22 protein-coding genes are annotated in these 20,838 nt (G+C 71.2%); 13 read left to right on the top strand and 9 right to left on the bottom strand.

All coding sequences use genetic code 11. The features are described 5' to 3' along the window. The first annotated feature begins 125 nt into the window (after positions 1 to 125). The 5 genes from KOI35_RS20305 to KOI35_RS20285 all read left to right on the top strand — a co-directional run bounded on the left by KOI35_RS20305 (position 126) and on the right by KOI35_RS20285 (position 3,552). The gene (locus KOI35_RS20305) at positions 126 to 704 is read left to right on the top strand and encodes a TetR/AcrR family transcriptional regulator (RefSeq protein ID WP_215789077.1); all 579 of its coding nucleotides are present in this window, start codon (positions 126 to 128) and stop codon (positions 702 to 704) included. A 64-nt stretch (positions 705 to 768) separates the two neighbouring features. Next, positions 769 to 1,671 carry a TIGR04222 domain-containing membrane protein gene (locus tag KOI35_RS20300; RefSeq protein ID WP_215789076.1) on the top strand — a complete coding sequence of 301 codons (903 nt, stop codon included), beginning with the start codon at positions 769 to 771 and terminating at the stop codon, positions 1,669 to 1,671. Then, a complete protein-coding gene (locus KOI35_RS20295) occupies positions 1,664 to 2,515 on the top strand; it encodes an MbnB/TglH/ChrH family RiPP precursor modification enzyme (protein WP_215789075.1) in 852 nt (283 codons plus the stop codon). The genes KOI35_RS20300 and KOI35_RS20295 overlap by 8 nt, the downstream gene beginning before the upstream one ends. Next, positions 2,512 to 3,030, top strand: coding sequence for an SCO6045 C-terminal-like domain-containing protein (locus KOI35_RS20290; protein WP_438870615.1), 519 nt, complete (start codon positions 2,512 to 2,514; stop codon positions 3,028 to 3,030). Before KOI35_RS20295 ends, KOI35_RS20290 begins: the two co-directional genes overlap by 4 nt. Positions 3,031 to 3,039: 9 nt before the next feature. Beyond that, positions 3,040 to 3,552: a hypothetical protein gene (locus tag KOI35_RS20285; protein ID WP_215789074.1), complete on the top strand. Its 513-nt coding sequence runs from the start codon at positions 3,040 to 3,042 to the stop codon at positions 3,550 to 3,552. A gap of 3 nt (positions 3,553 to 3,555) precedes the next feature. Here the strand turns inward: KOI35_RS20285 and KOI35_RS20280 are convergent, their stop codons facing one another. From KOI35_RS20280 to KOI35_RS20270, 3 genes are all read right to left on the bottom strand, one after another. After that, entirely contained in the window at positions 3,556 to 4,830 is a 1,275-nt protein-coding gene (locus KOI35_RS20280) for a M15 family metallopeptidase (RefSeq protein WP_215789073.1), read from the bottom strand. Positions 4,831 to 4,833: 3 nt separating this feature from the next. Further along, positions 4,834 to 6,252 (bottom strand): lysozyme, encoded by a 1,419-nt coding sequence (locus KOI35_RS20275; RefSeq protein ID WP_215789072.1) that lies wholly within the window; start codon positions 6,250 to 6,252, stop codon positions 4,834 to 4,836. A 262-nt stretch (positions 6,253 to 6,514) separates the two neighbouring features. Continuing rightward, a complete protein-coding gene (locus KOI35_RS20270) occupies positions 6,515 to 6,877 on the bottom strand; it encodes a nuclear transport factor 2 family protein (protein WP_215789071.1) in 363 nt (120 codons plus the stop codon). Positions 6,878 to 6,996: 119 nt separating this feature from the next. On the opposite strand from KOI35_RS20270, the gene KOI35_RS20265 reads away from it, so the two are divergent. The 4 genes from KOI35_RS20265 to KOI35_RS20250 are packed head-to-tail and all read left to right on the top strand — an operon-like array spanning position 6,997 to position 9,572. Then, complete coding sequence (locus tag KOI35_RS20265) at positions 6,997 to 7,761, top strand: helix-turn-helix domain-containing protein (RefSeq protein ID WP_215789070.1); 765 nt, start codon at positions 6,997 to 6,999, stop codon at positions 7,759 to 7,761. Next, a complete protein-coding gene (locus tag KOI35_RS20260; protein ID WP_215789069.1) occupies positions 7,745 to 8,482 on the top strand; it encodes an SDR family oxidoreductase in 738 nt (245 codons plus the stop codon). The genes KOI35_RS20265 and KOI35_RS20260 overlap by 17 nt, the downstream gene beginning before the upstream one ends. Further along, on the top strand, positions 8,479 to 9,012 hold the full coding sequence (gene mug / locus KOI35_RS20255; RefSeq protein WP_215789068.1) for a G/U mismatch-specific DNA glycosylase: 534 nt from the start codon (positions 8,479 to 8,481) through the stop codon (positions 9,010 to 9,012). The genes KOI35_RS20260 and mug overlap by 4 nt, the downstream gene beginning before the upstream one ends. Then, the gene (locus KOI35_RS20250; RefSeq protein ID WP_246613439.1) at positions 9,009 to 9,572 is read left to right on the top strand and encodes a TIGR03086 family metal-binding protein; all 564 of its coding nucleotides are present in this window, start codon (positions 9,009 to 9,011) and stop codon (positions 9,570 to 9,572) included. The genes mug and KOI35_RS20250 overlap by 4 nt, the downstream gene beginning before the upstream one ends. An 87-nt stretch (positions 9,573 to 9,659) precedes the next feature. Here the strand turns inward: KOI35_RS20250 and KOI35_RS20245 are convergent, their stop codons facing one another. The 4 genes from KOI35_RS20245 to KOI35_RS20230 form a co-directional block, all read right to left on the bottom strand. Continuing rightward, positions 9,660 to 11,594, bottom strand: a complete 1,935-nt coding sequence (locus KOI35_RS20245) for an ABC transporter ATP-binding protein (RefSeq protein WP_215789067.1) — start codon at positions 11,592 to 11,594, stop codon at positions 9,660 to 9,662. Positions 11,595 to 11,674: 80 nt separating this feature from the next. Next, positions 11,675 to 12,460, bottom strand: a complete 786-nt coding sequence (locus tag KOI35_RS20240; protein ID WP_215789066.1) for an enoyl-CoA hydratase/isomerase family protein — start codon at positions 12,458 to 12,460, stop codon at positions 11,675 to 11,677. Beyond that, positions 12,457 to 12,684 (bottom strand): helix-turn-helix domain-containing protein, encoded by a 228-nt coding sequence (locus KOI35_RS20235; protein WP_133872162.1) that lies wholly within the window; start codon positions 12,682 to 12,684, stop codon positions 12,457 to 12,459. The genes KOI35_RS20240 and KOI35_RS20235 overlap by 4 nt, the downstream gene beginning before the upstream one ends. A gap of 438 nt (positions 12,685 to 13,122) precedes the next feature. Then, a complete protein-coding gene (locus KOI35_RS20230; protein WP_215789065.1) occupies positions 13,123 to 14,727 on the bottom strand; it encodes an ABC-F family ATP-binding cassette domain-containing protein in 1,605 nt (534 codons plus the stop codon). 216 nt (positions 14,728 to 14,943) lie between these two features. Between KOI35_RS20230 and ypfJ the strand changes: the two genes are divergently transcribed. Beyond that, a complete protein-coding gene (gene ypfJ / locus KOI35_RS20225) occupies positions 14,944 to 15,846 on the top strand; it encodes a KPN_02809 family neutral zinc metallopeptidase (RefSeq protein ID WP_215789064.1) in 903 nt (300 codons plus the stop codon). Here ypfJ and KOI35_RS20220 read toward each other — a convergent pair. Then, positions 15,843 to 16,475 carry an acVLRF1 family peptidyl-tRNA hydrolase gene (locus KOI35_RS20220; protein ID WP_215789063.1) on the bottom strand — a complete coding sequence of 211 codons (633 nt, stop codon included), beginning with the start codon at positions 16,473 to 16,475 and terminating at the stop codon, positions 15,843 to 15,845. The genes ypfJ and KOI35_RS20220 overlap by 4 nt on opposite strands. Before the next feature lie 23 nt (positions 16,476 to 16,498). Here KOI35_RS20220 and KOI35_RS20215 point away from each other — a divergent pair, with 23 nt between their 5' ends. Together KOI35_RS20215 and KOI35_RS48425 are read left to right on the top strand one after the other, a co-directional pair. Then, complete coding sequence (locus KOI35_RS20215; protein WP_308121078.1) at positions 16,499 to 17,194, top strand: DNA alkylation repair protein; 696 nt, start codon at positions 16,499 to 16,501, stop codon at positions 17,192 to 17,194. Between the two features lie 10 nt (positions 17,195 to 17,204). Continuing rightward, positions 17,205 to 18,185, top strand: coding sequence for a Vgb family protein (locus KOI35_RS48425; protein ID WP_215789062.1), 981 nt, complete (start codon positions 17,205 to 17,207; stop codon positions 18,183 to 18,185). A gap of 524 nt (positions 18,186 to 18,709) precedes the next feature. On the opposite strand, the gene KOI35_RS20205 is transcribed toward KOI35_RS48425, so the two are convergent. Further along, on the bottom strand, positions 18,710 to 19,687 hold the full coding sequence (locus KOI35_RS20205; protein ID WP_215789061.1) for a GlxA family transcriptional regulator: 978 nt from the start codon (positions 19,685 to 19,687) through the stop codon (positions 18,710 to 18,712). A 71-nt stretch (positions 19,688 to 19,758) separates the two neighbouring features. On the opposite strand from KOI35_RS20205, the gene KOI35_RS20200 reads away from it, so the two are divergent. Next, the gene (locus tag KOI35_RS20200; protein ID WP_215789060.1) at positions 19,759 to 20,493 is read left to right on the top strand and encodes an MBL fold metallo-hydrolase; all 735 of its coding nucleotides are present in this window, start codon (positions 19,759 to 19,761) and stop codon (positions 20,491 to 20,493) included. Positions 20,494 to 20,838 lie beyond the last annotated feature (345 nt).

The following is a 20,838-nucleotide window of genomic DNA, read 5'->3' as shown; positions in this document are numbered from 1 at the left end:
ACAACTTCCGACCGGGATGGGGGAATTCGCGCCATCCGCCCGTCACCAGCCGCTTCTACCATCCGCTTTGCCAAGACGTACGTACGGATTGCATGCGAAAGGGGACACGTGACACGATCCTGGGTGTGCCCCGTGTAAGCCAGGACCAGCTCGACGCCCGCCGCCACGAGATCCTCGCGGCGGCGCGTGACTGTTTCGCGCGGTTCGGCTACGAGGGTGCGACAGTGCGGCGGCTGGAGGACGCAACCGGGCTGTCCCGCGGCGCGATTTTCCACCATTTTCGCGACAAGGAATCGCTCTTCCTGGCCGTGGCCGAGGACGACGCGGCCGCGATGGTCGAGACGGTGGCCCGCAACGGTCTCGTCCAGGTGATGCGCGACCTGCTGGAACGTGCCGGCGGCAGCGAGGGCGACACGGCCGGCTGGCTCGGCACCCAGCTCGAGGTGTCGCGGCGGCTGCGCACCGACCCGGCGTTCGCCAAGCGCTGGGCCGAGCGGTCCGCGGCCATCGCCGACGCCACCCGCGAGCGGCTGCAGCGCCAGCGTGAGGCCGGTGTGCTGCGCGACGACGTCCCGGTCGACGTGCTGACCCAGTTCCTCGAGCTCGCGTACGACGGCCTCGTGCTCCACCTCGCCACCGGCCGCCCGCCGGGCCAGTTGAGCCGGGTCCTCGATCTGGTCGAGGAAGCCGTCCGAAGGGCCTGATCCACTATGTTGCGCGGCCCTGCACAATGAGGCCACAAGAGTCGCAACGAGGAGGTCCAGCCCGATGAACGACACCTGGGGAATCTCCGGCCCGACCTTTCTCACCTATTACCTCGGCGCCCTGATCGCCATCGCGATCATCGCCGCCGTCCACCGCAAGGCGCTCTTCCGCGGCAGCCGCGGCGCCCGGGTCGACAACCTCGGCCCGCAGCAGGTGGCCTATCTCAACGGCGGCGACAAGCTGGCCATCTACGCCTCGCTCGGCGGCCTGCGGACGGCCAACGCGCTCGGCACCGGCGCCGGCAAGACGCTCGTGCAGAGCGGACCCCTGCCGGCCGGCGTCACCCCGCTCGACAGCGCGATCTACAACGCCGCGTCCCGGGGCGTCCGCACCCGTGACCTGCCGAACGACCAGTGGGTCGCCTCCGCCCTGGAGCAGCTGCGCGACCACCTCGAGCGCTCCGGGCTGGCGGTCAGCTCGGGCAAGATGCGCGAGGCCCGCCTGTGGATCCTGGCCGGGCTGGCCCTCGTCGTGATCGGCATCGCCCGCATCCTGGCCGGCCTGAACAACAACAAGCCGGTCGCGTTCATCATCTTCGCCACGGTCGTCGCCTTCATCGTGACGCTGACCATGCTGCGCACCCGCCGCTACGCCACCGACGTGGCCAACAAGGGCATGCGCGACCTGCGCTACAAGCACAACTACCTGGCGCCGAGCAACTCCCCCGCCTACGCCACCTACGGCGCGTCCGGTGCGGCGATGGGCGTGGCGCTCTACGGCGGCGCGGCGCTCTACTCGATGGACCCGGCGTTCGCGGCCGAGGCCGAGGTCCAGCGCATCGCCGCCACCAGTGGCAGTGTCGGCGGCGCCGGCAGCTCCGACAGCAGCAGCTACTCGTGCAGCAGCGGCAGCAGCTCGTGCGGTGGTGGCAGCTCCTGCGGCGGCGGGGGCGGGTGCGGTGGCTGAGACTCCTTCTCCCGTACGGACAAAAACCCTTCCCTCGTACGGGGTCGGCATCGGCTGGCGGCCCGAGATCGCCGGCTATGTCGAGGGGCTGCCCGGGCTGCGGTTCGCCGAGGTGGTCGCCGAGTCGGTGCACGCGCACGGCGACCTCCCGCCCGGCCTGCAGGCGCTGCTCGACCGGGGCGTCACGGTGATCCCGCACGGGGTCCGCCTGTCGCTGGGCGGCGCCGAGCCGGTCGACGGCGACCGGGTCGAGCACTTCGCCGCCGTCGCCGAACGCCTGAACGCCCCGCTGGTCAGCGAGCACATCGCGTTCGTCCGGGCCGGCGGCGTCGAGGCCGGGCACCTGCTGCCGCTCCCCCGGTCGCGGGAAGCCGTCGACGCCGTGGTCGCCAACGTGCGGCGGCTCGGCGAGTCGGTGTCGGTACCGATCGCCCTCGAGCCGATCGCCGCCCTGTTCGACTGGCCCGACGACGAGCTGACCGAGGCCCAGTTCATCACCGAGATCCTCGACCGGTCCGGGGCGATGCTGCTGCTCGACATCGCCAACGTCTACGCCAACGCCCGCAACCGCGGCACCGACCCGCTCGACCTGCTCGACCACGTGCCGCTGGACCGGGTCGCCTATGTCCACGTGGCCGGCGGCGCCGAGCACGAGGGCCTGTACCACGACACCCACACCGACGCGGTCCCCCAGCCGGTGCTCGACCTGGTCACCGAACTGTGCGACCGCCACCGCCCACCGGCCCTGATGCTGGAACGCGACGGCGACTATCCCGCGGCCCCCGAGCTGACCGCCGAACTGGACGCGATCGCCAAGGCCTCCGGCTACCCCACAGTCACATGACCACCCACAACAGCGCGGCCGATCCAGCCGACGCGGAAGCGACCGGGGAGGGCGGCGCGGAAGCGACCGGGCGGGGCGGCCCGAGTCTGGCCGCTCGACAGACAGCCCTGGTCGAAGCGTTGACGGCCGGCAGATCCGTACCGGAAGGAATTGACGGTTCTGCCTTTGAGGCGGCTCGGGTAGCGCTGCTACGGAAACGCGCGGGCGAGGTGGCTCGGCAGTGGCCGATGCTCGCGGCCGGCTTCGGCAACCGGTGGAAGCGCGAGTTCGCCACATGGGCCGCGACCCGCCCGACGCAGGGTTCGTTGCGCGACGGCTGGGATATGGCCCGCTCGCTGGTCGCCCGGGGAGAACTGCCCGCCGTGGCCGCCGCTGAACTGGCCGAACGCGAGGCGGCCTGGCACTACGACGGCACCACCGCACCCCGATCGCGCCGGACCCCCGCCCTGAGCATCAAGGCGGGAGCCCTCGCCGTGCAGCTGGGCGGCCGGGTCCACGTCCTGCGGCGCCCCTGAACGGCCGCCGTGGGAACCCCTTGGCGTGACGCGGCGGAGACGTTCGCCGACCTTCTCCGGGGTCGTGGCGTCGACGCCGGACACGTCCACGACGTCGCGGCCGCTTGGCAGGCGTTCACCGAGTTCCTCGCGCTGGCGGTCGACGGTCTGGAGCCGGTGGAGGAGGACGCCGACGGCTTCCTGGTGCAGTGGGGCCGGTACAGCTGGGACGACCGGTTGCCCAGCCTGAGCTTTACCCGGCAGTTCGCCGTCGACGTCCGGGACGCCTGGGCCGACCAGGACTGGTATCAGCCGGAGATTTGGCAGGTCAGCCTGGACATGGTCTTCGCCGACACGCCCGAGCTGGCCCAACTCGGCCGGCCCGCCGCGGCGGACACCGGCTTCGACTTCAGCCCGCCCGGCCCGGAGCGGGACCACGCGCTCCGGGCCGTCGAGAAGCGGCTGGCGCAGCACCCGGCGCTGCGGGCGGCGTGGGCGAGCAGTCCGGCACGCAGCTCCCTCACGCTGTTCGCCGCTGATTGACCGTCAGCGGCCGGTGGTGGACCAGTGCCAGTCCTCGCCGGGCAGGTTGTGCAGGCCGTAGGTGGCGGCGTTGCCGGACAGCCACGTGAAGCAGGCCGAGCCGCGGTTGCAGTTGGTGAAGTCGATGGCCAGGCCCTTCTCGTGCATCGACGTGCCGGGGCGGGCCGTCGGCGGCTTGCAGGCACTCGGCGACTTGTTGTAGATGGTGTCGTTCGTGGGCGGCTGACCGCAGTTCTGCTTGCGCAGGGCGATCTGACCGTCCACGCTGCGCCAGCCGCTGCCGCAGAGTGACGTGCCGCCGGCCCGCGCGGCCGCCAGCATGCGGGCGACCTGGTCGCCGATGGTGACCGACACGGTGATCGAGCCGCCGGCCGGGCAGGTCGCCTTGGCCAGGGCACCGGTGACCACGGTGGAACCGACCGCAGGCGCGGGTGGCGTGTTGGCCTGGGTGACCGCCGAGCCGTAGAACGGCGCCGACATCGCGAACACGCCGCCGTCGGAGCCGAGCATCCACACGCCGGTGTCGATGCCGCGGACCGCGTCGACGACCGGGGCGTTGAGCCGCTTGCCGGCCAGCGAACCCGGGAACGGGAAGTCGCCGAACGCGAACGTGCCGCCGTCCTGCCCGACCAGCAGGTAACCCTTTCCGCTGGGCGAGTCGACGATCGCGGTGACCGGCCGGGCCAGTGCCGTCCCGCCCATCGAGCCCTGGAACTGGGCCCCGCCGAGCGCGAAGACGCCACCGTCGGCCGCGGCCAGCAGCAGGCCACCGCCGGCCGGGCGGACGGCATCCACGATCGGGGCGGCCAGCTTCGTCCCGGCCAGCGAACCCGGGTAGGGAGCGTCGCCGAAGTTGAACGTGCCGCCGTCCGCGCCGACCAGCGTGTAGCCGTTGCCGGAGGCGGTCGGCACGATGGCCACGATCGGCTTGGACAGGGGCTTGTTGCCCATCGAGCCGTAGAACGGTGCCCCGAAGGCGAACACGCCGCCGTCGGCCCCGGCCATCCACAGGCCGCCCGAGCCGGGGCGGGTGGCCGCGTCCACCATGGGCGCGGCCAGCGGTTGGCCCGCCATGCTGCCGGTGAAGACGCTGGAACCGTAGTTGTACTGGCCGCCGGTGCCGCTGACGATCGCGTACCCGGTGCCACCGGGCGCGGCGACGATCGCGGTGCCGGCGTCGGGGCCGCCGAGCGCGTGGCCGGCCGTGGCCGTGATCGCCACGGCGGTGAGAGCGGTCGCGACCGTGCCGGCCGCGAGCAGGATGCGGGAACGAGACATGACTCAGCCTTTGAACGGACAGGCCGGCGCGAGCCGGGCGTAGGAGGCGTGGGCGAACAGGTTGCCGTCGCTGACCCGACGGCTGTAGAGGCCGCACGACTTGGTGCCGCCGGCCTTGACGTACAGCCGGAAATGCTCGGGAATGCTCCCGTACGCCCGGGCGCGCAGATCGGCACCGATGGTTCCGGTCTGCACGGGGGCCGGGCCGGTGTTGAAGACGAGGTCGACCAGCGCGTCGAACTCGGTCTGGGTCAGCGGCACGTCGGGCTGGGCCGAGCGCAGGGCGGCGGCGTACGTGTGCTCGGCCTTGTCCCGCAGCATCGACTTGGCCAGGTCCTGATCCATCCGCTGCGAGGCGTCGGCGGCCGTGCACCTGCCCTTGTGCAGCACGAACCCGTAGCCGATGGTGCAGGTGCCGTAGCCGTCGTTGTAGGCCGTGGGCCGGAACCCCTCCCAGGTCGCGATGAAGTCGACGCCCGCGTTGGACAGCGTGCGCGTGCGGGCGGGCTGGCGGCTGCCCGCATCGGCCGGGACGGGCACATCGGCCACGGTGGGCCGGCCGCGGAAACGCGCGTCACCGAAGGCGAAGACACCGCCGTCGCGGGCGACCATCAGATAACCGGCGCCGCTGCGGGTGCGGGTCATTCCGGCGACGGGCGCGTTCAGCCGTACGCCACCCAGGCTCTGATAGAAGCCCGCGTCACCGAACGCGAACACGCCGCCGTCGCTCCCGGTGAGCCAATAGCCCCGCCCGGACGGAGTGGCGGTGATGCCGACGATGTTGTTGACGCGAACGTTGAGACCGGGCAGCGACTTGTAGAAACCCGCGTCACCGAACGCGAACACGCCGCCGTCGGCCCCGGCCAGCCAGTAGCCCCGGCCGGACGGCGTCGGCGCGATCCCGACGATGTTGTTGACCCGCACGTTCAGGCCGGGCAGCGACTTGTAGAAACCCGCGTCACCGAACGCGAAGACCCCGCCGTCGGCGCCGGTCAGCCAGTAGCCCCGGCCGGACGGCGTGGACGCGATCCCGACGATGTTGTTCACGTGCACGCCGAGACCCGGAAGCGACTTGTAGAAGCCGGCGTCGCCCAGACTGAAGACGCCGCCGTCGGCCCCGGCCAGCCACACGCCGCCGCCGGACGGGGTCGCGGCCATGCCGACCACGTTCGAGACCCGGACGCCGGGTAGGGCCGGGGCGTCGCCGTACGAGACGACCTCACCGGTACGCGAGGCGATCCAGTAGCCGCCGCCCGACGGGGTGCTGACGACCGCGACCGGCGAGCTCGGCAGGGCGCCCGTCGCCGCCGAGGCACCCGGGGCCGAGGTCAACTGCATCAGCCCGTACGCGGCGGACGCGGTCACCAGGCTCAGAACGAGGGCCCAGCGCCGCGGCGCCAACCCGGAACGATGTCGTCCCATGACTCTCCAAAAGGGGGGATCCCACACTTACCGGGCGAACGTAAGGCCGCCACCTCACGCCCGGCCAGCCCGGAACGTCCCTTTTGCCGCGTCGGCCGGCACATCCGTCCGGTCATCGCGGCCCAGTTCCGTCCGGCCTACCCCATCTGGCGGACAGATACGTTCTGACCATGGAGAACACAGTGGCGCTGGTCACCGGAGCATCGCGCGGACTGGGCGCCCACGTGGCGCGACGGCTGGCCCGCGACGGTCAACTACCGGCCTAGCCGGGCACTTTGTCGAGGAAGCCCAGCACTGAGCGGATCCGCCCGTCGGCGTCGAGTTCGGCCACGTCGAAGCCGACCACGAGCGGCTCGGCGCCCGCGGCGGCCAGTGTCCAGGTGAAGCGCACCTGGTCGTGGTGGCCGTCGGCCGGTCCGGCGAGCGCGAACGCGAACCCGGGGAACTGCCGGCGCGCGGCCCCGATCACGGCATCGAGGGCGTCCCGGCCTTCGACCGCCGCGAGCGGGTCGACGTAGCGGATGTCGCCGGCGAACACGTCGTCGATCGCGGCACGGCGGGCGGCCGGGTCGGGCTCGTTCCACACGGCCAGGTAGCGGTCCGCCACGGCGTCGAAGTCACTCATCGTGCTTGTCCTTCCGTCGTTGTCTGTGTGCCGGGTCCACCGTCGCCCGGCGGCGGTAGTGCGGTCGATTACCCGCGAGGTAATGGCCGCGCCTCCCGGGCCCCTTTAGGGTCGGCGGCATGAACAGCGGAGTGGGGCCGCTTCTGCGGGAGTGGCGGGGCGAGCGGCGGCTCAGTCAGCTCGAATTGTCGGTGCGGGCCGGCGTCTCGGCGCGACATCTGTCGTTTCTCGAGACCGGACGCTCCCGGCCGACCCGCGAGATGATCCTGCGGCTGGCCGAGGAGCTGGCCGTACCGCTGCGCTCACGCAACGAGCTGTTGCTGGCCGGGGGCTTCGCACCGGCGTACGGGGAAACCGGTCTTGATCGTCTGTCGATGTCGGCCGTGCTCTCGTCGCTGCGTGATGTGCTGGCCGGTCACGCGCCCAGCCCGGCGATTCTGATCGATCGACACTGGACGATGGTGGATGCCAATGCGGCGGTGGCCCGGTTCACCGCGGGGTGCGCCGCGTGGCTGCTCGAGCCGCCGGTCAACGTGCTGCGGCTGTCGCTGCATCCGGAGGGCATGGCGCCGCGGATCGGCAATCTGAGCGAGTGGCGGGCGCACGTGCTGCACCGCCTCGACCAGCAGGCCGCCGCCACCGCCGACCCGGTGCTGCGCGAGTTGCGCACCGAACTGGCGGGGTATCCGGGCGGGATCTCGGCGCCGCCCGAGCAGGGCCTGGTGGTGCCGCTGCGCTTCGACGACCTGTCGTTCTTCAGCATCACGTCGGTCCTGGGTACGCCGCTCGACGTCACCCTGTCCGAGCTGGCCGTCGAATCGTTCCTGCCCGCCGACGCCGCCACCGCCGCAGCCCTACGATCAGGGCATGGATCTCGGACTTGATGGCCGCGTCTACGTCCTCACCGGAGCCTCGCGCGGGCTCGGTTTCGCCACGGCCGAGGCGCTGGTCGCCGACGGCGTGCGGGTGGTGATCTCGTCGCGCGACGAGAAGCGGATCGAGGCCGCGGCCGACCGGCTGGGCGACCGCGCGGCCGGGGTCGTGGCCGACCTGGCCGATCCCGCCGCCCCGCGCGTCCTGATCGACACGGCGGTGGAGAAGTTCGGGCGGTTCGACGGCGCGCTGATCTCGGTCGGCGGCCCGACGCTGGGCACGGCCGCGTCGCTGACCGACGAGCAGTGGCGGCAGGCGTTCGAGACCGTGTTCCTGGGTGCCGTACGGGCGGCCCGGATCTTCGCCTCGGCCCTGCCCGAGAGCGGCGCGATCGGCCTGGTCCTCTCGACCACGGTCAAGTCGCCGATCCCGGGGCTGGGCCTGTCCAACGGGCTGCGGCCCGGCCTGGCCATGGCGGCCAAGGAGATGGCCGACGAGTACGCCCCGCGGGGTATCCGCATCGTGAGCCTGCTGCCCGGCCGGATCATGACCGAACGTAACCGGGAGCTGGTCGCGGCCTCCGGGGACGATCCGGCGGCGAGCATCCCGATGCGGCGCCTGGGCGAACCGGCCGAGTTCGGGCGGGTGGCCGCGTTCCTGCTCTCTCCCGCCGCGAGCTATGTGACCGGGGTGACGGTCGCCGTCGACGGCGGCGTGCTGAGGACTCTGTGAGCGGCCGTCCCTCTCCCGCCGGGGTGGTTCCCGACCTGGTCGGCCCGGGCCTGCGGGTGTTGTTCTCGGGCATCAACCCGAGCCTCTCCTCGGCGGCCACCGGCCACCACTTCGCCCGCCCGGGCAACCGGTTCTGGCCCGCCCTGCACCGTTCCGGATTCACCGACCGGCAGTTGCACCCGTCCGAGCAGCACGAGCTTCCGGGGCTGGGCCTCGGCGTGACCAACGTGGTGGCCCGCGCGACCGCCCGCGCCGACGAGCTCGACCCGGCCGAACTGGTCGCGGGCGGCGCGATCCTGGCCGCGCTGGCCGCCGAGTGGCAGCCCCGCTACCTGGCCGTTCTCGGAGTGACGGCCTATCGTGCGGCGTTCGCCCGGCCCAAGGCGCGGATCGGCCGGCAGACCGACACCGTCGGCGGCGTGCCGGTGTGGGTGCTGCCCAACCCGAGCGGCCTGAACGCCCACTACACGGTGGACACTCTGGCCGCCGCCTACGCTCAGCTTCGCGAGGCGACTACGGTCGGCTCATGAGTACCGAGATCAGCGACCTGATGGCCGCGGCCGCCGGGCAGACCGCCCCGATCGTGCGGGGCGTCCGCGACGAGCAGCTCGGCGACGCCACGCCGTGTGCCGAGTTCCAGGTGCGCGACCTGCTCAACCACCTGTTCAAAGTCGTGCATTCGATGCAGGGGGCCGCCCGGCGCGAGGAGGTCGACATGTCGGACACGCCGGACGCGCTCACCGGCGACTGGCGTGACCGGTTCGCCGCCGAGACCGAGAGCCTGATCGCGGCCTGGTCCGACCCGGCGGCACTCGAGGGCAACTCGCCCGGCATGGGCCTGCCGCAGCCGATGGTCGGCAACCTGGCCCTGGCCGACCTCACCATCCACGGCTGGGACCTGGCCACCGCGACCGGCCAGCCCTACGAGCCGGACGCCGGCGCGGTGCGGGCGCTGCTGCCCTTCATGGAGCAGATGGCCCCGACCGGCCGCAAGATGGGCGCCTTCCACTCCGACGTCGTCGAGGCCCCGGCCGGCGCGGACGACTTCGAGCGCCTGCTGGCATTCAGCGGCCGGACCACGGCGCGTTAGGACCGACCGGGGTCACCGCGCGACCGGGCCGACCGGGGCACCGCGCGACCGGCCCGGCCGGGGCACCGCGCGACCGGGCCGGCCGGGTCACGGCTCGACAGGCACCGCGGGCGGGACGGTGACGATCTCGACCTCTTCGGTGAACTCGCGCGCCGGGGAGGCCGCCGCGAACTGCGTGCGGTAGAGCTCGGCGTAGAGGCCTCCGGCGGCGACCAGGTCGTCGTGCTTCCCGCGCTCGACGATGCGGCCGCGGTCGAGCACCAGGATCTGGTCGGCGTCGCGCACGGTGGAGAGCCGGTGCGCGATCACCAGCGCCGTGCGCCCGCGCAGCGCCGTCGTGAGCGCCCGCTGCACCGCCGCCTCGGACTCGCTGTCGAGGTGGGCGGTGGCCTCGTCGAGCACCACGATCGAGGGCCGTTTGAGCAGCAGCCGCGCGATGGCCAGCCGCTGCTTCTCGCCGCCCGAGAACCGGTAGCCGCGCTCGCCCACCACCGTGTCGAGACCGTCGGGCAGCGCCGCGACCAGTTCGGCCACCTGGGCGCCGCGCAGTGCCTCCCACATCTCGTCGTCGGTCGCCTCGGGGCGGGCGTAGCGCAGGTTTTCGGCGATGCTCTCGTGGAAGAGATGCGCATCCTGGGTGACGACGCCGATGGTGTCGCGCAGCGAGTCGAGCGTCGCGTCGCGCACGTCGACCCCATCGATGCGGACCGAACCCTCGGTGACGTCGTAGATGCGTGAGACCAGCATCGACGTCGTCGACTTGCCCGCACCCGACGGCCCGACCAGCGCCACCATCTGCCCCGGCTCGACGGCGAGGTCGACCCCGCGCAGGACCGGGGCGTTTTCCGTACGGTCGAGCGCCGCCACGTCTTCGAGCGTGGCCAGCGACACCTCGCTGGCACTGGGATAGCGGAAGTGCACGTCGCGGAACTCGACCCGCCCCGCCCCGGGCGGCAGCGCGACGGCCCCCGGCCGCTCCTCGATGCCCGGCTCGAGGTCGAGCACCTCGAAGACCCGGTCGAACGAGACCAGCGCGCTCATCACGTCGACCCGCACGTTGCTGAGGGCCGTGAGCGGACCGTAGAGCCTGGTCAGCAGGAGCGCGAGGGTGACCACCGTGCCCGCGGTGACACTGCCGGTGACCGCGAGCCAGCCGCCGAGGCCGTAGGTGAGCGCCTGGGCCAGCGAGGCGACCAGCAGCATCGCGACGAAGAAGGTGCGCGAGAACATCGCCTGTTGCACCCCGATGTCGCGTACGCGGGAAGCCCGCTCGCCGAACCGGGAGGCCTCGGCGGCCGGACTGCCGAACAGCTTGACCAGCATCGCGCCGGCCACGTTGAACCGCTCGGTCATCGTCGCGTTCATCTTGGCGTCGAGGTTGTAGGACTCGCGGGTGATGTCGGCCAGCCGCTTGCCGACCCGGCGGGCCGGGATGATGAACAGCGGCAGCAGGAACAGCGACAGGCTGGTGATCTGCCACGACAGGCTGAACATCACGGCCGCGGTGAGCACCAGCTGGATGACGTTGCTGACCACGCCCGAGAGCGTCGACGTGAAGGCGCGCTGGGCGCCGGTGACGTCGTTGTTGAGCCGGCTCACCAGGGCGCCGGTCTGGGTGCGGGTGAAGAACTGCAACGGCATGCGCTGCACGTGGTCGTAGACCCGGGTGCGCAGGTCGAGGATGATGCCCTCGCCGATGCGGGCCGAATACCACCGCTGGGCGAGGGAGAGGAAGGCATCGGCGACGGCGAGCACGGCGATCATCACGGCGAGCCGGACGACCGTGGACGCGGCGTCGGGCCCGCCCCCGGTGATGGCGTTGACCACGTGGCCGGCGAGCAGCGGGGTCGCGACACCGATGCCGGCCGCGAGCACCACGGTGATCAGGAAGACCAGGATGTCGCGGCGGTAGGGCCGGGCGTAACGCAGGATCCGCCGGGTCGTGCCGCGGCGGAGGCGGTGTTCGGCCACCCGGTCCGAGTTCTGGATCGAGCGCAGCATCGTCCAGCTGGACATGCTCATCTCGTCACCTCCCGGGTGTCAGTCGAGCGGGGCAGTCAGAGTCTGCACCGCGGGTATGACAACTCCGGGTGGTGAGGAGACTATTCCGTCAAATCGCGCAGCCGGCGGGTCTGGGCCTCGCGCTCGGCCCGGTCCTGCTCGGCGTAGGTCCGCTGGCCGGCGTTGGTGAGGAGCGCCTTGATCTCGGCGACGGCTCCCCGATCAGCCGCGAGTACCGCGGCCGTGAGGTCGGCGACGGAGGCGTCCAGCGAAGCCACCGGCACGACCGCCGTGGCCAGCCCCAGGGCGAGCGCCTCGTCGGCCGCGATGCGCCGGCCGGTCAGGCAGATCTCCAGGGCGCGGGACGGCCCGACGAGTTCGGTGAGCCGTTTCGTGCCACCCAGGTCGGGGACGAGCCCGAGGGTCACTTCGGCCATCGAGAAGCGCGCGTCTTCCGCCAGGACGCGTAAGTCGCAGTTGAGTGCGAGTTGAAATCCGGCGCCGATCGCATGGCCCTGTACCGCCGCGATCGTCACGATGGAGGGGTCACGCAGCCAGGTGAACGCCGACTGGAAGCCGGCAATCCGATCCGCGCACTCTTCGGGTGACAACTGCGCGAGCTTCGCAAGTGAAGAATCGCCTTCACCACGTGCGACCGACAGATCCAAGCCCGCGGAAAAGGAACGTCCGTGGCCCCGGACAATGACTACTCGTACGTCACCGGGTAATTTCCGCGAAATGTTAGACAGCTCCGCCCACATGGCGGGTGTCTGTGCATTGAGCACCTCGGGCCGGGACAACGTCACCGTTGCCACCGGCCCGTCCAGGTCGTAGCGAACGCCCGACTCGTCGGCGGGGAGGCCGGGTGCGGCGTCGCCGGTCGTCACGCCTTCTTGCGGCGACGCGCGCCACCGCGCTGGCGGAGCTGCACGCCCGACTCGGTCAGTACGCGATGCACGAATCCGTAGGAACGACCGGTCGAAGCGGCGAGAGCGCGAATGCTCTCCCCACCGGTGTAACGCTTGACCAGATCCTTCGCTAACGACTGGCGCTCGCTGCCGACGATTCGGCGACCCTTCTCAGTGCTGGTGGCAGTGCCCGTGGCTGGCATCTTGAATCCTCACGTCCCAGACTGTGCGGTTCATACGGTCTCACCTATTAGACCGCCTCCAACGATCATGCGCTAGGTATCCAGCCCTAGCCAACGTGCCCATTTATCACTGTCAGGAACTTGACGATGACCACGGCCATCAATGTCAGACAGTTAACTGACGTTAGGGCGACAAGCATTACGAACGTACGGTCGGCTTCCCGCGCAGTTTCCCAAGACCATCGATCACCTGCGGAAACACTCGATCGAGGACACAGCCGGACCGGACATGACGCAGCGTCGATGCGTTGCCTACCGAGCGCTGCGTCGGTTCGTGTGCCAACTTGGGCGCGTCCGGTGCGGTGTCCGACCTGACCGCAAACGCCCGAACGTCGCACTGTCTGTGTGGGCACTGGTTGACAACCGACGATGGTGATGATTCGCAGATCATGCGAGCCGTCAGGCCAGTTCGACGAGCTCCAGCAGGTCGTCGCTCCACGCGTCCTCGTCGCCGTCCGGCAGCAGGATGGCGCGGTCCGGCTTCAGCGCCTGCACGGCCCCCGCATCGTGCGTGACCAGCACGATCGCGCCCGGATAGTTGGCGATGGCGTCCAGCACCTGCTCGCGGCTGACCGGGTCGAGGTTGTTCGTCGGCTCGTCCAGCAGCAGCACGTTGGCGCCGGAGCAGACCAGCGTCGCGAGGGCGAGACGGGTCTTTTCCCCACCGGAGAGAACACCGGCCGGTTTATCCACGTCGTCACCCGAGAAGAGGAACGCGCCGAGGATCTTCCGCAGCTCGGTATCGTTCTGCTCGCCGCCGGCGCTGCGCATGTGCTCGAGGATCGTGCGGTCGACGTCGAGCGTCTCGTGCTCCTGCGCGTAATAGCCCAGCCGCAACCCGTGGCCCGGCCGCACCTCGCCCGTGTCCGGCGTGAGCAGGCCGCCCAGCATGCGCAGCAGCGTGGTCTTGCCGGCACCGTTGAGGCCGAGGATGGCCACGCGCGAGCCGCGGTCGACCGCCACGTTGACGTCGGTGAAGATCTCGAGCGACCCGTACGACTTCGACAGCCCGCTGGCCGTGAGCGGGGTCTTGCCACAGGGCACCGGGTTGGGGAAGCGCACCTTGGCCACCTTGTCCGAGGTGCGCACCTCTTCCAGGCCACCGAGCAGCTTCTCGGCGCGGCGGGCCATGTTCTGCGCGGCGACCGTCTTGGTGGCCTTGGCCCGCATCTTGTCGGCCTGGGCCATCAGGGCGCCGGCCTTCTTCTCGGCGTTGGCCCGCTCGCGGCGGCGACGGCGCTCGTCGGTCTCGCGTGACTCGAGGTACTTCTTCCAGCCCACGTTGTAGATGTCGACGACCGAGCGGTTGGCGTCGAGATACCAGACCTTGTTGACGGCGGCCTCGAGCAGCTCGACGTCGTGGCTGATCACGATCAGGCCGCCCTTGTGCTGCGCCATGTAACCGCGCAGCCAGGCGATCGAGTCCTGATCCAGGTGGTTGGTCGGCTCGTCGAGCAGCAGGATGCCCTTGCCGTTCTGCCCGGAGTCGGCGAACAGGATGCGGGCCAGCTCGATCCGGCGGCGCTGACCGCCGGACAGGGTGCCGATGGTCTGCGACAGCGCGCGGTCGGGCAGCCCCAGGTTGGAGCAGATGCGGGCGGCCTCGGCCTCGGCAGCGTAACCACCCAGGGCGGAGAACCTGTCTTCCAGGTTGCCGTAGCGCCGCACCAGCTTGTCGTCGGCGCTCTCCTCGAGCTCGATCTCGAGTTTCTGCATCTCGGCGATGATCGAGTCGAGCCCGCGGGCGCTGAGCACCCGGTCGCGGCCGGTCACGTTGAGGTCACCGGTGCGCGGGTCCTGCGGCAGGTAGCCGACCTCGCTGGTCCGCTCGACCTCGCCGGTGTAGGGCTGACCCTCGCCGGCCAGCACCTTGAGCGTGGTGGTCTTGCCCGCGCCGTTGCGGCCGACGAGCCCGATCCGGTCGCCCGGCTGCACCCGCAGGGTGACCGGGGACAGCAGGATGCGGGCGCCCGCGCGCAGTTCGAGTCCGGTGGCGGTGATCATTTCGTAAAGCTCGCTCTCGCAGAGATGAGGCTGACTCCGGGCACACGAAAACGCCGACCCTCAAGATTTCTGAAGTCGGCGCGGGACAGGTCAGTCTTCGCAGAGCAGCACCCCGCCATACTACCGGGCGGCCCCGCGTACCTCCCACTCGATTAACGATCAAGATCATCGGGTACGCAGCCGACACCCCCGCCGCATTGGCTCAGTGAGGATGAGATGGAACTCAACGAGAACGCCGACATCGATACCAGTCAGGTCGAGGATCGACGCGGCTCCGGCGGTGGTGGTGGCGGCGGGCTGGGCGGACTGCCGATCGGCGGCGGTGGCCTGGTCGGCATCATCATCACGATCGTGGTCGCGCTGGTCGGCGGCTACTTCGGCATCAACTCGATGGGTGGCGGCAGCGGCGCCTCGACCGGCGACAACACCAACATCGATCAGAAGTGTGACGCGGCCGACGCGCTCGACCAGCTCGACTGCCGCAACACGCTCTACGTCAACTCGATCCAGAACTACTGGAAGTCGGCCGCGCCGGAGAACTTCAACGTCGACTACCAGCCGGCCAAGACGGTCATCTTCGAGCAGCGGGTGAGCACGGCCTGCGGCGCCGCCGACTCGGGCGTCGGGCCGTTCTACTGCCCCGGCGACAACAACGTGTACATCGACCTGTCCTTCTACCAGGTGCTGGCCAAGCAGCTCGGCGCGTCCGGCGAGTTCGCGCAGCCGTACGTGCTGGCCCACGAGTACGGCCACCACATCCAGGACATCACCGGCACCGAGGCCAAGATGCGCCAGGCCCAGTCCGGCGCCTCGAACGCCGAGAAGAACGCGCTGTCGGTGAAGCTCGAACTGCAGGCCGACTGCTATGCGGGCGCGTGGGCCAAGTCGGCCAGCACCACCACCGACAAGGACGGCGTGCAGATCTTCAAGAGCCTCACCGTGCAGGACATCCAGGAGGGCATCCAGGCGGCCGGCCAGATCGGCGACGACACGCTGCAGAAGCGCAGCGGCAACCCGGTCAACCCCGAGGAGTTCACGCACGGCACGTCGGCGCAGCGCCAGGAGTGGTTCAGCAAGGGCTACAACGGTTCGCCGAAGAGCTGCGCCCAGACTTTCTAAGGCTCCTTCACCAGCACGGACACGGCCCGGGCCCCGGCGATCGCGGACACCAGAACCGCGTGCCGGGGCTCGGGCACGTCCAGGAACCGTTCGGAGCGCTTGTCGCGGAGCGGCGCCAGTTCGGGTGCGGCCAGGACGGCCTCCACCGCGGCGCGATCACCGCCGGTCACGAGCGCGGCCAGATCGCGTACGGCCGGAAGAAGAACGCGCCCCACGATGCCGGCGCCATCCGCCGCGGCCGCTTTGGCCTGATTGTCCCGGCGGCGCGCGAAGCGCTGCTGCGACCAGCCACCGGCGGCCGTGCGCCCCTGCACATAATTACGGTCCACCTTGGAACTGATCAACTCAGTGCCGTCGGCGACTCCGGCCGCGAGCGCCCCCTTGCGGGCCAGCAGCAGCCCGATCCGGCGCGGCCGTTGCGCGGTCTCGATCAGCTCGGCCAGGGTGCCCACCGCGGCTACGCCCGGCGGGAGCTGCCAGGTCGCGGTCGCACCATCGGCCGCGATCAAGGTCAAACCCGTTTCCCCGTACGCCCCGTGCCGGCGCTCGAAGTTCTCCAGCCACCGGGGCAGCCGCTCCGGCGCGACATCGACCCATTTTCCGCCGCCCGCGGCCGCCCGTTCGCCCATTCTTGTCAGACTACGGTGGCAGGATGCGGGCCATGGGTGACCTGTCCGCGCTGGTGCTCGAGAGGCTCGACGAACGGCTACGCCCCGAGGCCGACACCGAGCGGGCCGCGGCCATGGCGGCGTACATGAAAAATCATTTCCCGTTCCTGGGTCTGCCCGCCCCCGCGCTGCAGAAGCTGCAAAAGGCGGCGCTGACCGGCCTGCCCCGCCCGGGCGAAGACGATCTGGCCGCGATCGCCACCGCGCTGTGGGCCCGCGACGAGCGCGAATATCAGTACGTCGCCTGCTCCTACCTGCTCCGCCACGTCGAGGTGCCCGGCCCCGGCTTCATCGAGGTGGTGCGCGAGCTGGTCACGACAAAATCGTGGTGGGACACGATCGACCCGCTGGCCACCCGCTTCACCGGCGGTCTGGTGCGGCGGCACCGGTCACTGGTCGAGGTGATGGACGAGTGGTCCCGCGACGACGACATGTGGCTGGTCCGGGTGGCGATCCTGCATCAGCTGCACTACGGCGCCGACACCGACGAGGAGAGGCTGTTCGCCTATTGCGCGGCCCAGGCCGGTCATCGTGACTTCTTCGTGCGCAAGGCGATCGGATGGGCGCTGCGCCACTACGCCCGCACGGCGCCGGGCGAGGTGCTGTCCTTCGTGGAGGCGCACCGGTCGAGCCTGTCCGGTCTCTCCGTGCGGGAGGCGACAAAACACCTGACTGGGTAGCGTGGTGACGATGCAGGAGTTCCCGGTTTCCGAGTCCGGCCCCTATGGCATCGTCACCGGGCCCGATGGCGCTCTGTGGATGACGCTCGTCCACGCCGGTGCCATCGCGCGCTTCGCTGTGCCATCCGACGCTGCCTCTTCCGGCGCTGATTCTTCCGGCGCTGATTCTTCCGGCGCGGCTTCGTCCGGCGCGGCTTCGTCCGGCGCCGCTTCTTTTGGTGCTGCTTCGTCCGGCGCTGCTTCTTTTGGTGCTGTCGATCTCTACTCGCTCGACGCGCCGGAGAGCGGGCCGTCGATCATCACGGTGGGCGGGGACGGCGCGTTGTGGTTCACCCGCAACCGCGACGACCACATCGGGCGAATCGGCACGGACGGCAAGCTCGACGCCTTCCCGGCCTCAGGCGCTCCGTTCGGCATCGCCCCGGGGCCGGACGACGCGCTCTGGTTCACCGCGATGAACGCCGACAAGATCGGCCGCATCACCCTCGACGGCGACATCACCGAATATCCGATCCCGGCCGCCGGGGGCTTCCCCTCGATGATCACCGCCGGTTCCGACGGTGCCCTGTGGTTCACCCTCAACCAGGCCAACGCCATCGGCCGCGTGACCACCGGTGGCGAGATGACGCTGTTCCGGCTGCCCACGCCGGGCGGCGCCCCGGTCGGCATCACGGCCGGCGGCGACGGCGCGCTGTGGTTCGTCGAGATCGGCGCCGGTCAGGTAGGCCGCATCGCCACCGACGGCGAAATCACCGAGTTCCCGCTACCCGACCGGGAGGCCCGGCCGCACGCCATCGTGGCCGACCCGGCCGGCGGGTGCTGGCTGACCGAGTGGGCGGCCAACCGCCTGGCTCACATCACCTTCGCGGGCGAGGTGACCGAATACGACCTGCCCACCCCGGGCTCGGAACCGCACGGCCTGACCATCGGACCCGACGGTGCCGTGTGGACCGCCCTCGAATCCGGCGCGGTGGCCCGCCTCTCCCGCTGATCCCCGCCGCCTGCCTGGTGGGACGGCCCGCTCCCGCCAGCTTTCGCCGCCCGCCAAGCGCGGCAGCCCGGCCCCGCCAGGTGCGACGGCCCGCCCTCGCCAGCCCTCGCCGCCCGCCAGGCGCGACGGCCCGCTCCCGCCAGCCCTCGCCGCCCGCCAGGCGCGACAGCCTGGCCCCGCCAGCCCTCGCCGCCCGCCAGGCGCGACAGCCTGGCCCCCAAGGTGCGACGGCCCGCCCTCGCCAGCTTTCGCCGCCCGCCAGGCGCGACAGCCCGCTCCCGCCAGCCCTCGCCGCCCGCCAGGCGCAGCGGCCCGTTCGCGCTAGCTTTCGCCGCCCACCAGGCGCGACCGCCCGGCCCCGCCAGCCTCGCCGCCCACCAGCCGCGACCGCCCGCTCCCGCCAGCCCTCGCCGCCCACCAGCCGCGACCCCGCCCGGCCCCGCCAGCTTTCGCCGCCGCCAGGTGCAGCGGCCCGTTCGCGACGGCTTTCGCCGCCCGCCAGGTGTGACCGCCCGTCGCGCCGGCTATCCGGTCGGCAGGGTGCTGAAGCTGGCCCGGTAGGTCTGTGGCGGCACCCCGACGACCCGGCGGAAGTGTGGTCGCAGGGCCACGCCGTCGCTGAACCCGCAGGCCCGGGCCACAGTGTCGATCGGCAAACCGGTGGTCGACAGGATGTGCTGGGCGCGCAGCACCCGCTGATGCAGCAGCCACTGCAGGGCCGAGCAGCCCGCCGTGTCACGGAACCGGCGATCGAAACTGCGCCGGCTCAGGTTGGCCGCGGCGGCCAGGCGGGCGATGTCGAGGCCCGGGTCGTCGAGATGTTCGAGCGCGTAACGCATGGCGGTCGTCACGGTGTCGCCCGCGTCGAGCGGCGGCACCGGCTGCTCGACGAACTGGGCCTGACCGCCCGGCCGTTGCGGCGCCACGACCAGGGCGCGGGCGGTCGTGTTGGCCACCTCGGGCCCGTAGTCGCGGCGCAGCAGATGCAGGCAGGCATCGAGCCCGGCGGCGCTGCCGGCGCTGGTCACGATCTCGCCCTCGTCGACGAACAACGCGTCCTCGACCACCTCGACGGCCGGGTAGCTCGCCGCGAACTCGGCCAGCTTGAGCCAGTGCGTGGTGGCTCGGCGACCGTCGAGCAGACCGGCCTCGGCCAGCACGAACGCGCCCAGGCAGAGCCCGACCAGGGTGGCCCCCTCGGCGTGGGCGCGGCGGACGGCGTCGAGCACCTCGGGTGCGACCGGCGGGCCACCGGGCAGACGCCAGCCCGGGATGACCACCACGCCGGCCTCGTCGAGCGCGCTCAGCGGCAGGGGCGCCGTGAGGGAGATACCCGCTGACGTCTCGAGTGGGCCGGGGCGCTCACCTGTAGTGCGTACGCGAAAACGGGGTCCTCCCCGCCCGGAATGATCGATCTCGAAGACCCGGGGTGCGACGGCGACCTCGAGGATCGGCGCCCCGTCGCCGACGACGATGCCCACGGTGGTCGCGTCACGAGTCATGGCTTGAACCTATCGCAGGATGGCTTTCCAGCCACTCCCCGTCCCGGCCGGTTCGCCGCAGACTTTCCGGCATGACGATTTCGATCCAGGGTTTCGGCGGTCCCACAGTGGCGTTCGAGCTGGGCGGCTTCCGCTTCGTGACCGATCCGACCTTCGACGCGCCGGGCGTCTATCCGATCGGCCCCGACCGGGCATTGACCAAGACCAAGGCCGCTTCCGGTACGCCCTCAGGCGCCGACGTGATCCTCCTCTCCCACGACGAGCACCCCGACAACCTCGACCGTTCCGGACGCGCCTTCGCCCTGGCTGCACCCCTGGTGCTGACCACCGCCGACGGCGCCACCCGGCTCGGCCCGCCCGCACAGGGGCTGAAGCCGTGGGAGAGCGTCACCCTGGCCGACGGCGCCGTGACGGTCACCGCCGTGCCGGCCCTGCACGGCCCCGAGGGCATCGAACCCATCACCGGCCCGGTCATCGGTTTCGTGGTGCAAGCTGCGGGCTCCCCCACCGTCTACGTGAGCGGCGACAACGCCTCACTCGACGTGGTCCGCGAGATCGCCGCCCAGTTCCCCGCGATCGACGTGGCCGTGCTCTTCGGCGGCGCGGCCCACGTGCCCGCGGTCAGCGACGCCAACCTCACCCTGTCCGCCGCCGAGATGGCCACCGCCACCGAGATCCTGGGCGCGGCGGTCACGGTTCCGGCCCACGTGGACAGCTGGGAGCACTTCACCGAAAGCGTCGACGACGTGCGGGCCGCCTTCGAGGCCGCAGGCTTGTCCGACCGCCTGCGGCTGGCTGCTGTGTAGCTCCCACTGCCTGCGGGTGAGAGCTGTCAGCCGACCGGCCGGACCGAGGCGGCGCCCCGGATGGCCACGCTCACGCCCGAGCGGCTCGACGAGAAGCTCGGCTCGGTCGGCCTGGCGCTACCCGGTTCCGGCGAGACCACGTCGCGGGCGGGCAGGCGGCGGTGATGGCGGCGGGTGGCAGGGCGGCTTCGCCGAAAGCGGTCCGCACGGTGGTGCCGTCGATGTCGGTGCGGCCGAGCCGCATAACGTCGGCCCGTTCGCGGGCGGCGTTCGCGCGGGGGCGGCCAACGGTAAATCGGTCGCGGCGGGGCGGTTGTCGCGGCAGCATGGGCGCGTGACCAAGCC

This window comes from Paractinoplanes bogorensis, assembly GCF_018829635.1.
Lineage (GTDB): Bacteria > Actinomycetota > Actinomycetes > Mycobacteriales > Micromonosporaceae > Actinoplanes > Actinoplanes bogorensis.
This window is presented reverse-complemented; position numbering and strand designations above follow the sequence as displayed.